General features: G+C 74.8%; 13 protein-coding genes. 4 read left to right on the forward strand and 9 right to left on the reverse strand.

The genetic code is table 11. The annotated features are described in order from the left end of the window. Positions 1 to 142: 142 nt before the first annotated feature. From GTW08_RS00915 to GTW08_RS00940, 6 genes are all read right to left on the reverse strand, one after another. Positions 143 to 583: a Rieske (2Fe-2S) protein gene (locus GTW08_RS00915; RefSeq protein WP_073575062.1), complete on the reverse strand. Its 441-nt coding sequence runs from the start codon at positions 581 to 583 to the stop codon at positions 143 to 145. Next, positions 580 to 1,017, reverse strand: a complete 438-nt coding sequence (locus GTW08_RS00920) for an aconitase X swivel domain-containing protein (RefSeq protein ID WP_062394624.1) — start codon at positions 1,015 to 1,017, stop codon at positions 580 to 582. The genes GTW08_RS00915 and GTW08_RS00920 overlap by 4 nt, the downstream gene beginning before the upstream one ends. Then, positions 1,014 to 2,294 carry an aconitase X gene (locus GTW08_RS00925; protein WP_073575063.1) on the reverse strand — a complete coding sequence of 427 codons (1,281 nt, stop codon included), beginning with the start codon at positions 2,292 to 2,294 and terminating at the stop codon, positions 1,014 to 1,016. Before GTW08_RS00925 ends, GTW08_RS00920 begins: the two co-directional genes overlap by 4 nt. A gap of 55 nt (positions 2,295 to 2,349) precedes the next feature. Continuing rightward, entirely contained in the window at positions 2,350 to 3,657 is a 1,308-nt protein-coding gene (locus tag GTW08_RS00930; protein ID WP_073575064.1) for an FAD-dependent oxidoreductase, read from the reverse strand. An 85-nt stretch (positions 3,658 to 3,742) separates the two neighbouring features. Beyond that, on the reverse strand, positions 3,743 to 4,693 hold the full coding sequence (locus tag GTW08_RS00935) for a LysR family transcriptional regulator (protein WP_073575065.1): 951 nt from the start codon (positions 4,691 to 4,693) through the stop codon (positions 3,743 to 3,745). Positions 4,694 to 4,704: 11 nt separating this feature from the next. Further along, entirely contained in the window at positions 4,705 to 5,688 is a 984-nt protein-coding gene (locus GTW08_RS00940) for an AraC family transcriptional regulator (RefSeq protein WP_073575066.1), read from the reverse strand. An 81-nt stretch (positions 5,689 to 5,769) separates the two neighbouring features. Between GTW08_RS00940 and GTW08_RS00945 the strand changes: the two genes are divergently transcribed. Next, a complete protein-coding gene (locus GTW08_RS00945) occupies positions 5,770 to 6,204 on the forward strand; it encodes a pyridoxamine 5'-phosphate oxidase family protein (protein ID WP_073575067.1) in 435 nt (144 codons plus the stop codon). 25 nt (positions 6,205 to 6,229) lie between these two features. On the opposite strand, the gene GTW08_RS00950 is transcribed toward GTW08_RS00945, so the two are convergent. After that, positions 6,230 to 6,808, reverse strand: a complete 579-nt coding sequence (locus GTW08_RS00950) for a hypothetical protein (protein WP_073575068.1) — start codon at positions 6,806 to 6,808, stop codon at positions 6,230 to 6,232. Between the two features lie 313 nt (positions 6,809 to 7,121). Between GTW08_RS00950 and GTW08_RS00955 the strand changes: the two genes are divergently transcribed. Further along, entirely contained in the window at positions 7,122 to 7,694 is a 573-nt protein-coding gene (locus GTW08_RS00955) for a L,D-transpeptidase (protein ID WP_073575367.1), read from the forward strand. Between the two features lie 23 nt (positions 7,695 to 7,717). Here the strand turns inward: GTW08_RS00955 and GTW08_RS31355 are convergent, their stop codons facing one another. Further along, positions 7,718 to 8,101 (reverse strand): DUF4234 domain-containing protein, encoded by a 384-nt coding sequence (locus tag GTW08_RS31355; protein ID WP_073575368.1) that lies wholly within the window; start codon positions 8,099 to 8,101, stop codon positions 7,718 to 7,720. A 429-nt stretch (positions 8,102 to 8,530) separates the two neighbouring features. After that, positions 8,531 to 9,043 carry a peptide-methionine (S)-S-oxide reductase MsrA gene (gene msrA / locus GTW08_RS00965; RefSeq protein ID WP_073575069.1) on the reverse strand — a complete coding sequence of 171 codons (513 nt, stop codon included), beginning with the start codon at positions 9,041 to 9,043 and terminating at the stop codon, positions 8,531 to 8,533. Between the two features lie 125 nt (positions 9,044 to 9,168). Here msrA and GTW08_RS00970 point away from each other — a divergent pair, with 125 nt between their 5' ends. After that, positions 9,169 to 10,341 (forward strand): acyl-CoA dehydrogenase family protein, encoded by a 1,173-nt coding sequence (locus tag GTW08_RS00970; RefSeq protein ID WP_073575070.1) that lies wholly within the window; start codon positions 9,169 to 9,171, stop codon positions 10,339 to 10,341. Positions 10,342 to 10,423: 82 nt separating this feature from the next. Continuing rightward, positions 10,424 to 11,684 (forward strand): HAD-IC family P-type ATPase (locus GTW08_RS00975; protein ID WP_346009823.1); only part of this gene is annotated, 1,261 nt, incomplete at its 3' end.

Genomic DNA, 11,684 nt, shown 5'->3' on the forward strand with positions numbered 1-11,684 from the left:
CGCCGGAACCGGCGCCGCCAGGGCTCGGGCAGCGCGGCCGCGAGCCGGTCGGCGGTGACGACCGGGTGGATGTCGGCGTCGACGATCGGGGTCCGGGCGCGACGCCGGGCGGGGGCCCGGCCGGTGACGGGTGCGGTGCTGGTCATGACGCCTCCTCGGTGGTGGGACGGCGGCCGGTGTCGACGACCACCCAGCGGTCCTCGACGGTCACCTCGAAGGTCTCGGCGGTGTACGGACCGGGTGTCATGCCCGGCGGGCCCGGCTCGACCGACGCCGGGAGGCTGCGGGCGGGCGCGTCGCCGGGCTGGTAGGAGCGGCCGGTGCGCACGTCGTACTCCCAGCCGTGCCAGGGGCAGGCGACGAGCACGTGGCCCTCGTCGAGCCGCACGTCCGAGGGGCCGGTCGCCACCGGTGCCCCGGCGACGGAGCCGCGGCACAGCGGGCCGCCCTGGTGCGGGCAGTGGTCGGCGAGGGCGTAGTAGTCGTCGCCGACCCGGAAGACGCCGATCGAGCGGGTGCCGACCCGCACCACGCGGTGCTCGCCGGGGGCGAGCTCGTCGGCGGGCAGCACGGCGAGCCTCACGTCCCCTCCCCCGCCCTGGCCAGCAGCTCGACCGTGCCCGCGGTGGCGTCGAGCCGGATGCGGTCGCCGGTGCGCAGGACCTGCACCGGGTCGGCGTCGAGGTCGGCCAGGGCCGGGACCCGGGTGACGACGGCGCCGAGCGCGGCCTTCGTCGTGGTGACCGTGAAGACCATCCCGAGCGGGGCGGTGCCGAGGAGCCGGGTGCTCTGGAAGAAGGCCGACCAGCCCGAGGACCCCTTGGCGCCGGGGAACACGAGGATCTTCCCGGTGAAGCAGACGCCCTGCAGGGCGTGCCGGGCCTCGACGATCGTGCCGGTCGCCGGGTCGATGCCGCCCCAGCCGGAGATGGTCTCGGGGGACACCAGCGCCTCGCCGGTGACCACGCCGGGCACCACGGTCCGTCCGCGCAGGACGGTCCCGACCGTCGCGGTCATCGCAGCTCACCCGACCAGCGGCCGGTGGTCGCGGCCTGCACGCAGTCCTCGGTGGTGCCGAACCACGCCTCGATCCCGAGGATCGCGGGCAGGTAGTGGGCCTGCTTGGCGGAGTCGGTGGCGAACACCCGGGTCCCGGGCGGGGCCAGGCGGGACATCGCCGGGCAGGAGTCGGTGAGGACCTTCGCGCCGGCGGCCTCGATGGTGGCGGTGTAGCCGCTGCGCTCGGCCACCGCGGCCAGCGCCCGCGGCGCCATGATCCACAACGAGGTGCCGTCGTGCAGCCTGCGGCCGTCGAGGAGCCGGGCGACGTCGCGGATCTGGTCGAGCGAGGCGTGCGGGCAGCCGAGCAGGACGAAGTCGACGCACGCGCTGGTGCCCTGGTCGTTGAGCCGGGCGTAGGTGGCGGCCCGCTCGGCGGCGCCGTAGACGACCGCGTCGGCCGGGAGGTTGCCGCTGAACGCGGCCTCGACGGTCGGTGCCTCGGGGGTGACGCCGGGGACGTGGTACATCTCGACCCCGCCGGAGGACGCGGCCGCGGCGCCGAAGTGCTTCAGGTCGGTGAGGTCGGGCAGCGCGAGGTCCCCGGTGACGACGGGGCGGGCCTCCTGCACGACGTCGCCGGTGAAGTAGCCGAGCAGGCCCCAGTCGAGGAACCCGCCGACCGGGGTGTCGACCCGGACCAGGTGGGTGCCGCGCCGGTGTTCGTCGTGGTGGTTGCCCCAGCACGGGATGCGCCCGGTGAGGCTGGCCGCGCCGGTCGACGCGGTGCCCTCGCAGTTCGTGCGGGCGCCGAGCACCGAGTTGGCGTAGACCACCGCGGAGGACTCCATCCAGGCGCAGTGCTCGCCGCGGACCGGGAGGTTCCCGACCTGGTACGGCGTGCAGGTGGCGAGGATGGAGACGCCGCGACGGCCGTAGAAGGTCTCGGCGTCGGCCTGCAGCTCCACGAACTGCGCCGGGTAGGGCGCGACGGCGGCCGCGTCGGCGCCGAAGCCCTGCTGGAGTTGGCAGGTGGGCACCGCCATCGGCGGGATCTCGTGGGTGGTGTCGCTGTCGAGGTTGATCACCGAGAACGCGCGGTCCCAGCCGCCCTCGGCGACCAGGCGGGCCTTGAGCGGGGAGGGCTGGGTTGCGGTCCCGGCCACGTTGCGGACCGAGCAGAGCCGCTCGGCGTCCAGTGCCTCGGCGTAGCGGGTGAGCAGGTCCATCGCGGCGGCGACGGCGGGCCCCTCGGCCCCGTCGAGCATCCTGCGGTCGTCGTCGGTGAGTATCACGGGGCGCCTCCGGGCATCGTTGCCTGTCTCCTCGTGGTGGTGGCGGTGGGACGGGTCAGTCCTCGACGTTCTCCCGGATCCGGTCGGTCAGGGCGTCGGCGGGCACGTCGTGCAGGCTGCCCTGCGGTCCGGCGAGGTCCAGGGCGTGCGCGGCGGCGTGGCCCATCGCCGCGCACGGCCCCATGACGCGCACACTCGACAGCGCCGCGGCGTCCCCGTCGATGCAACGGCCCGCGGCGACCAGGTTCGACGCGGCGGGCGGCAGCATCGAGCGCAGCGGCACGTAGTGCAGGTGGTCGGCGTCGAAGGTCTCCCAGACGTAGCCGTCGGGGCTGTCGTGCAGCTCGATCGGCCAGGCCGTGCGGGCGACGGCGTCGTCGAAGCGGGTCCCGGCGCGGACCTCGTCGACGGTGAGCTGGTGGACGGCGGCGATCCAGCGGGTCTGGCGGCGGCCGGGCAGCCCGTAGGAGCGCACCGTGGCCTTGCCGAACACCTCGGGGAACTCCGCGCGCAGGAACTCGACGACCCGGTCGGCCTGGGCCTTGCCCTCCAGCTGGGCCTCGGCGGCGGCGATCGGGTCCAGCGGCGCCTCGATGTGGGTCATGTTGAGCACCGCGGTGTCGCGGCCGGGGAAGTAGAAGGCGAGGCCGTCGCGACGGAGCAGGCCGTACTGGTCGGCCTTGGCCGCGACCCGGGCGGCGAGCTCGCCGGGCTCCGGCGCGGCACCGGTGTCCAGGTGCTCGACGACGAGCTGCTGGCTGCCGTAGATCTCCCGGTCGGGCAGGCGGCACTCCAGGCCCGCGGCCCAGGCGAGCGCGGCGTCGCCGCTGGCGTCGACGAACCCGGCCGCGGTGACGTCGACCGCGCCGTAGCGGGTGGCGAAGCGGGCGCCGAGGACACGGTCGCCGTCACGCTCGACGCCGGTGAGGGTGGCGTTGGTGAGGACCCGGATGCCGTGGGCACGGACGGTGTCCTCGACCCAGCGGCCGAGGCGCACCTCGTCGTAGCCGACGGTGAGGGTGTGGCCGGTACGGCGGAACAGGTCGCCGCCGGCCTCGAGGTCGGGGAACAGGGAGTCGAACAGGCCGTGGGTCAGCTGCCGGAACTCGGGGCCGTTGCCGTAGACCCCGCAGAACAGCCCGATCAGCGAGTTGACCATCTGCCCGCCGAGGACGGGGCCGGCGTCGACGAGGACGACGTCGCGGCCGAGGCGGGCGGACTCGACGGCGGCGGAGAGCCCGGCGATGCCGGAGCCGACGATGCAGACGTCGGCGGTCACCGCGTGCTCGGCCGGGTCGCCGGCGCGCAGTGGGGCGTCCCGGATCACGGCGTGGACCGGCAGGGGCGTCAGCGGGTGAGGCATGGCTCACACACTAGGAACGGCGCGCGCCGCCCCGGAAATAGAACGTTCGCCTGCCGGACCATCGACCGGACGAATAGTCGCAGCTCTACAGGGTGGCCGACAGCTCGACGATGAGTTCACGGAGCCACCGGTGGGCCGGGTCCGGGTCGAGGTCGGTGTGCCACCAGAGGCGCTCGCGGATCGGTCCGGGATCGCCCGGGCAGGGCAGCACGACCAGCCCGAGGCGGTCGGCGACCTGGCGGGCGAGCCGCTCCTGCAGCAGCGCGACGCGGTCGGTCCCGGCGACCAGGTAGGGCACCGACAGGTAGCTCTCCACCCGCACCTTGATGTCGGGTTCGACGCCGAGCCGGGCGAGCTGGCGGGTCATCGGCGCGGCCGCCGACATGCCGCGGTCCGGGGCGAACGGCACCACCCAGGGCATCGCGGCGAGCTCGTCGAGGTCCAGGGTCGGGTCCGGCCCGGCGGCCACCGGGTTGTCGGCGTCGACGACGCAGACCCAGCGGTCGTCGAACAGGGCGGTGGAGCGCAGCTCGGGCCGTTCGAAGCGGGCGGCGGGCGGGGCGATGAGGCCGTCGATGAGCCGGATCGTCTCGCCGATGTCGGCGGAGAACGACTCGCGGACCAGCCGCAGCCGCAGCTCGATGCCGGGGGCGCGCCGGGCCGCCGCCGCGGACAGCGCGGGCCCGAGCACGGCGACGGTGTAGTCGGCGACGAGCAGGGTGAACCCGCGCCGGGCGCTCGACGGGTCGAAGCCGTGGCCGGTGCCGAACAGCCGCTCGGCGGCCGAGCAGACGCCCTCGACCTGCTCGACGAGCTGGGCGGCGAGCGGGGTGAGGACGTAGCCGCCGGGGTGGCGGGACAGCAGGTCGTCGTCGAAGTGGCGGCGCAGCCGGGACAGGGCCGCACTGGCGGCGGGCTGGGAGATGCCGATGCGGGCGGCGGCGCGCGTGACATTGCGTTCGCGCAGCAGCTCGCGCAGGGAGACGAGCAGGTTGAGGTCGAGGTTGGCCAGCCGGACCGTCGGCGGGGTCGTCACGGCGCCGCAGGCTAGCCGCTCACCCCGTCCGGAGTACCCATCCGGTCACCGTGCCGTCCGCCCTGCCGCTCACCCCGGCGGAACGCGCTCGGGGTGACGCCGCGGACCCGGGTGAAGGCCGCGCTGAAGCCGAACGGGTCGGCGTACCCGACCCGGCGCGCGATCCCGGCCAGCGTCGCGCCGGGCTCGGCGAGGAGCAGGTCCGCCGCCAGGGTCATCCGCCAGCCGGTGAGGTAGGTCAGCGGCGGCTCGCCCACCCGGTCGCTGAACCGCTTGGCCAGCGTCGCCCGGGACACACCGGTGGCGGCGGCGAGCCCGGCGACGGTCCAGGCCGCCGCGGGGTCGGCGTGCAGCAGCCGCAGCGCCCGCCCGACCACCGGGTCGTGCTGGGCCGTCCACCACCGCGGTCGGCCTTCGTCGGGCCGGTCGAACCACTCGCGGAGGGTGCAGACCAGCAGCCAGTCCAGGAGCCGGTCGAGCACCACCTGCCGGCCGGGGGCGTCGACGGCGACCTCGGCGGCGACATGGTCGAGCACCGTGTCCCCGCTGCCCCCGGCACCGACCCGCAGCACCGGAGGGAGCGCGTCGAGCAGCCGGGCGCCGACCTCGCCCCCGGCCGGAGAGGCCCCGGTGATCAGGGTGCTCGCGTCGCTGCCCGGCGCCGGCGCCGGGTCGTGCCAGCCGAGCCGGTGGCGGGTGCCGCCCTGCTCGGGCGTCGCGCAGTCCACGCCGCAGACGATCGGCTCGGCCGGGGTGCCGACCTCGTCGACCACGTGGAAACCGGCCGGGCCGCGCACGACGGCGGTCTCCCCCGCGGCCAGCCGCACCGGGTCGGCACCGGGGACGAGGATCCACCCCGCGCCGGTGAGCATCGCGCACAGGGTCAGCGGTGCGCCGTCGACGAAGTGCAGCGACCAGGGCGGGGTCAGGGTGGTGCTGCCGAACAGCGAGCCGTACGACCGCAGCCCGCGGACGAGGTCACCGAAGGGGTCCACCGCACCGAGATTAGACGAACGGACAGGAGTTCCGGCGTCTCACCCATGTCGTCGTCCGCGCTGGGGTGGTGTCGTGGACCCATGCCCAGCACCGACAGCCGCACCGCACTCACCGACGACGACCGCGTCTTCCTCGCCCGCCCGCTGCACGGTTTCCTGAGCGTCGCGGGCGGCCCGGTGCCGCCGCAACCCCGCCCGGTCTGGTTCGAGGCGACCGACGACGGCACCGTGCAGCTGTTCACCGGACCGGAGTCGCTGCACATCCGCCGCAGGCGGGCGGACCCGCGGGCCTCGCTCGTCGTCGCCGCGCCGGTCGGGGAACGCGAGCGCTGGATCGCGGTCGACGGCTCCACGACCGTCGAGACCGACGGGGCACACGCGCTGGCGCAGCGGCTGGCGCAGCGCTACTGGGACCTCGACGACCCCGCGCGCGCCGCGGACCTCGCGGCGATCCTCGCCGAGGACCAGGTGCGGCTGGTGGTCCACCCCGAGCGGGTGCGCCGGCTGAGGTTCTGACCCCGGTCCGGCCCGGGCGCCCGGATCAGGGGGTGCGACGGCCCGACCACCCGGGCTCGACAGCCGCCCAGTCCTCCTCCCAGGCACGGGCGAACGCGCGCCCGTTCCAGGCGAAGACCAGCCGCCCGGCGACCCACACCACGGCGGCCCACATCACGGCGGTGATGAACCCGGCCGCGACGGCGACCGTGACGGCGTCGGCGGGGGTCGACGGCGGCGGCGCCAGCCGGCCGTCGGTGCCGACCCAGGCCGGCACCCGGTCGCCGACGTCGTAGAGGCCGGGCAGCGTGCTGCCGCCGGAGTGCGGCTGCCCGTCGGGGCCGGTCCAGCTCAGCGTGAGCGACTGCTGGCCGGTCTGCAGGTCACCCACCGCGCTCGCCCGCGCGGTGACCGTCGCGGCGACCGGCACGCGCTGGCGGGCCTCGACCGCGCCCCGTTCCAGGACCGACCCGTGGGCCGCGGCACCGGCGAGCCACGCCACGACCAGCCCGCAGGCGGCCAGCAGCCCGAGCAGCACGGCGAGCAGGTCCTCGCGACGGGACGCCCGACGACGGAGCCGGTCAGCGGGTCCCGGCTCGGAGCCCGGCCGGTCGGCTGCGCGCATCGTTCCTCCTGGGGTCGGTCACGACGGGTCCTCCCCACCACCGCGGGTGAGGAGGCGATCACCGAGGACTACCCCCGTTATCGCCCCGTGACATCCCTGCGGGACGGAGATCACGCCCTCGGACGCCGTGCGGTCCCCTCCCGTACCCGGGCGGTCGGCCGCGCAGCGATCCGCCGCCGGGCCCGCCCTCCACCCGTTCGCCGTGCACCGCAGCCCACTCGCCGCCACGGGGCTCGCCCGGGCAACCGCGGCACCCGGACGGGCGTCTGCCCCGATGTCACCCGGGTGGGTGATCTGTGACGTGGAGGTGGGCATGTCCCGGACCGAGCGGCTCCGTCGCCGTCGTGGCGTTCTGGTGACCGGGCTCGTGCTCGTGGCCGGGGTGGGGCTGGGTGGCACCGCGATCGCCACCGCCGACCCGGAGCAGAGCCGGGTCGCGAAGCAGGCGCACGCCGAGCCCGCCGCCCCCGGGACCCCGTGCGCGGCGTCGGTGCGGGCGTGCGTGGACCTCGAGACGCGGCAGGCGTGGCTGGTCCGCGACGGGAAGGTCACCGGCGGACCGTTCCGGGTCACCACCGGGGGCGAGGGGAAGGCCACCCCCGTCGGGCACTCGTTCCGGGTGTACCGCAAGGAGGCCGACCACCGCAGCGGCGAGTTCCCCGGCCCGGACGGCCGCCCGGCGCGGATGCCGTGGTCGGTGTTCTTCGCCGACGGTGGGATCGCCTTCCACGGCGGCGACCTCAGCCGCGAGTCGGCGGGGTGCGTCAAGCTCGGCGCCCGCGACGCGAAGCGGTTCTTCGACACCCTGCAGGTCGGGGACAAGGTGCAGGTCGTGAACGGGTCGGTGGAGCGCAGGCACCGCGCGGAGGCCCACGGCCGCGTCTGAGCTGCACCGACCCGGTCCGCGGGTCAGCCCGGGAGGACGATCCTGGTGCCCTCGGGCGCCCGGTAGGCGTCGACGACCCGGTTCAGCTCGGTCTGGTAGTAGAGGGTCTGCAGGCCGAACACGAAGCACAGCAGCAGCCCGACGACCGGGCTGCAGGTGACGGGCAGGCCCGCGGAGCGCTGGCTGTCGGCGATCCGCTGCCCCGTGTTGTAGAACGACACGAGCGGCGCCACGACCGTCCAGCCCAGGAACAGCAGCACCAGCAGCGGCCCGGCGACGGGCACCTGGCGGCGCGGGTCGAACTCCGCCATCTCGCGGTGGATCCTGTAGTACCAGACGAGCCCGTAGATGCCGAGGGTGATCAGCGGCAGGCCGAGCCACACCGCGACCGGGTTGCGGCGCTTCATCGCCAGCCCGACCGGGGCATGCGGCGGCGCCGCGAGCTCGCCGGGGCGCCACGGGTCCAGCCCCGTGCCAGGGCCGCTGTACGGAACGGGGGCCGGGTACGGCTGCGGTCCTGGAGCAACGCGGCCGGTCGGGGCGCCGTACCCGACGTCACCGGAGGACGGGGGTCCGACCGGCTGCGGGCCGGCGGGGTGGAGCCGGCGCGGGTCCGACGGGTGCTGCGGGTAGGTCATCGGCGGGGTCCGATCTGCGCGGAGGAGCGACGCGGGCGACCCCGCGTCCGTCCACCGCGACCTCGCCGTCCGTGGCACCGCCGTTAGCCCCGTCCGGCGCAGACACCGACGGCCCGGTGACGACCCGGAGATCGTCCGGGAGGTCACCGGGCCGCCCGGTGGTCGTCCTGACCCGCTCGTGAGCGGTGTCGCTACAGGTCAGCTCGTGCTGGCCGCCCGCCGCGGCAGCACCCAGTTGGGGCGCGGGAAGTGGCAGGTGTAGCCGTAGGGGAACTTCTGCAGGTAGTCCTGGTGCTCCGGCTCGGCCTCCCAGAAGTCACCGGCCGGCTCCACGTCGGTGCTCGCGCGGCCCGGCCAGAGCCCGGACGCGTCGACGTCGGCGATGGTGTCCAGGGCGACCGCCTTCTGCTCCTCGCTCGTGTAGAAGATCGCGGAGCGGTAGCTGCGGCCGATGTCGTTGCCCTGCCGGTCCTTCGTCGACGGGTCGTGGATCTGGAAGAAGAACTCCAGGATCTCGCGGTAGGAGATCCGCTCCGGGTCGAAGACGATCTCGACGGCCTCGGCGTGGTCGCCGTGGCGCCGGTAGGTCGCGTTCGGGGTGTTCGGGTCGCCGGAGTAGCCGACCCGGGTGGACACGACGCCCGGGCGCTCGCGGAGCAGCTCCTGGACACCCCAGAAGCACCCACCGGCGAGGATCGCGGTCTCGGTCATCAGGCTTGAACCTCCCTGTGTCGGGTCTCGACGGCTACAACGGTGCGGGCACCGCCGATGTTCCGTCGCGCACGACGGGTCTCCCGCTCTCGCGCCGGCCCCGCCGATGACCGATGCTCACACACATGGGAGCGGGCACGGGTGAACTGACCACCGAGGAACAGGCCGTCGTGGAGACGGTGCGCGACTTCGTCGACCGAGACGTCCGCCCGGTGGTGCGGGAACTGGAGCACGCGAACACCTATCCCGAGAAGCTCATCGAGCAGATGAAGCAGCTCGGGATCTTCGGGCTCGCCGTCCCCGAGCCGTGGGGCGAGGCCCCGGTGTCGATGCCCTGCTACGCCCTGGTCACCGCCGAGCTGGCCCGTGGCTGGATGAGCCTGGCCGGCGCGATGGGCGGGCACACCGTCGTCGCGAAACTGCTGGTCGCCTTCGGCACCCGCGAGCAGCAGGACCGCTACCTGCCGCGGATGGCGACCGGTGAGCTGCGCGCGACGATGGCCCTGACCGAGCCCGGCGGCGGCTCGGACCTGCAGGCGATGACGACCCATGCCCGTCGCACCGACGACGGCTGGGTGGTGAACGGGGCCAAGACGTGGATCACCAACTCGCGGCGCTCGGGGCTGATCGCGCTGCTGTGCAAGACCGACCCGGCGGCCGAGCCGCGCCACCGCGGCATCTCGGTGCTGCTCGTCGAGCACGGACCGGGCCTGACCGTGTCCAAGGACCTGCCCAAGCTCGGCTACAAGGGCGTCGAGTCCTGCGAGCTGGTGTTCACCGACATGGCCGTCCCCGCCGACGCGGTGCTCGGCGGCGAGCCCGGACACGGCTTCGCCCAGATGATGAAGGGCCTGGAGACCGGCCGGATCCAGGTCGCCGCGCGCGCACTCGGCGTCGCCGACGCCGCCCTCGCCGACTCCCTGGCCTACGCCCAGGAACGCGAGTCGTTCGGCAAGCCGATCTGGCAGCACCAGTCGGTCGGCAACCACCTCGCCGACATGGCCACGAAGATCACCGCCGCACGGAGCCTGATCCTGCACGCCGCCCGGAGGTACGAGTCCGGACAACGGTGCGACATGGAGGCGGGCATGGCGAAGCTGTTCGCCTCCGAGACCGCGATGGAGGTCGCCCTCGACGCGGTGCGTATCCACGGCGGCTACGGCTACTCGACCGAGTTCGACGTCGAGCGGTACTTCCGCGACGCCCCACTGATGATCGTCGGGGAGGGCACCAACGAGATCCAGCGCAACGTGATCGCCGCCCAGCTCGTCAAGCGCGGGGGCCTGGAACGCTGGTGAGCCCTCAGCCCACGCACAGTCGGCACACATCGGGGCCTGCCATGATCGCCACGCACGGGACCGACGGCGGGGAGGGGACGGCGTGGCGGCCGGGATCGTGGAGGCGGCGGCCGACGAGGGGCTGAGTGCGGCGCAGGTCGCCGCGGCGCGCCGGGCGGGCCGGGCGAACGCGCCGGTCACCGCGGGGACGCGCGGCTACGGGCGGATCCTGCGTACCAACGTCTTCTCCTCCTACAACACGATCCTGTTCGCGATCGGCCTGGTCCTGCTGGTGCTGGGCCGCTACGGCGACGCCCTGACCAGCGTCGGGCTCGGCCTGGTCAACGCCGTCGTCGGGGCGGTGCAGGAGATGCGGGCCAAGCGGAAGCTGGACCGGCTGCAGCTGCTCGACGCCGCGGAGGTCACCGTCGTGCGGGACGGTTCCGAGCAGCGGGTGCCGGCCGCCGACGTCGTCTCCGGGGACGTGCTGGTGGTGCGGGCGGGCGAGCAGGTCGTCGTCGACGGGCCGGTGCTGACCGGGCGGGCCGAGGCCGACGAGTCGCTGCTCACCGGCGAGTCCGACCCGGTCGTCAGGACCCCCGGCGACCTGCTGCGCTCGGGCAGCCACTGCGTCGCGGGCACCGCCCGCCAGCGCGCGACCGCCGTCGGCGCCGACAGCTACGCCGGCCGGCTGACGCTGCAGGCCCGCGCGGACACCACCGAGGCGACACCGCTGCAGCGGCGCATCGACTTCGTCGTCCGGCTGACCATGGTGCTGGTCGTGCTGATGAGCGGCGCGATCCTGGCCCAGGCGTTCCTGGAGGGGTTCTCGCTGCTGCGGGTCGTGCAGATCACCGCGGTGCTGTCCGGGCTGGTCCCCTACGGCCTGTTCTTCCTGATCGCCGTCGCCTACACCCGCGGCGCGGCCCGGCTGGCCGGGCGCGGCGCCCTGGTGCAGCAGGTCAACGCGGTGGAGGCGGTCACCCACGTCGACGTCGTCTCCACCGACAAGACCGGCACCCTGACCACCGGCGCGCTGCGCCTGGACGGGCTCGACCCGCTCGACGGGACCGACCCGGGGCCGGTGCTCGCGCGGTTCGCGGCGACGGTGTCCGACCCGAACCTCACCTCCGCCGCGCTCGCCGCGGCGCTGCCCGGAACGCCGTGGGAGCTGCGCGACGAGGTCGCGTTCACCTCGTCGCTGCGCTGGTCCGGGCAGGTCACCACCGGCGGGGAGGCGTTCGTGCTCGGCGCCCCGGACGCGCTCGCACCGCACCTGGACGACCCGGACGCCGTCGCCGACCGGGTGGAGGCGCGCACCGCAGCCGGGCTGCGGGTGCTGCTGCTGGCCCGGGCCGCGCGGG

It is taken from the genome of Pseudonocardia sp. SID8383, assembly GCF_009864975.1.
Lineage (GTDB): Bacteria > Actinomycetota > Actinomycetes > Mycobacteriales > Pseudonocardiaceae > Pseudonocardia > Pseudonocardia alni.

Coding starts and splice junctions, on each gene's coding strand:
- GTW08_RS00920 (WP_062394624.1), bottom strand. CDS start 1,017: ATGACCGCGACGGTCGGGACCGTCCTGCGCGGACGGACCGTGGTGCCC.
- GTW08_RS00930 (WP_073575064.1), bottom strand. CDS start 3,657: ATGCCTCACCCGCTGACGCCCCTGCCGGTCCACGCCGTGATCCGGGAC.
- GTW08_RS00945 (WP_073575067.1), top strand. CDS start 5,770: ATGCCCAGCACCGACAGCCGCACCGCACTCACCGACGACGACCGCGTC.
- GTW08_RS00950 (WP_073575068.1), bottom strand. CDS start 6,808: ATGCGCGCAGCCGACCGGCCGGGCTCCGAGCCGGGACCCGCTGACCGG.
- GTW08_RS00955 (WP_073575367.1), top strand. CDS start 7,122: ATGTCCCGGACCGAGCGGCTCCGTCGCCGTCGTGGCGTTCTGGTGACC.
- GTW08_RS31355 (WP_073575368.1), bottom strand. CDS start 8,101: ATGAAGCGCCGCAACCCGGTCGCGGTGTGGCTCGGCCTGCCGCTGATC.
- msrA (WP_073575069.1), bottom strand. CDS start 9,043: ATGACCGAGACCGCGATCCTCGCCGGTGGGTGCTTCTGGGGTGTCCAG.
- GTW08_RS00970 (WP_073575070.1), top strand. CDS start 9,169: ATGGGAGCGGGCACGGGTGAACTGACCACCGAGGAACAGGCCGTCGTG.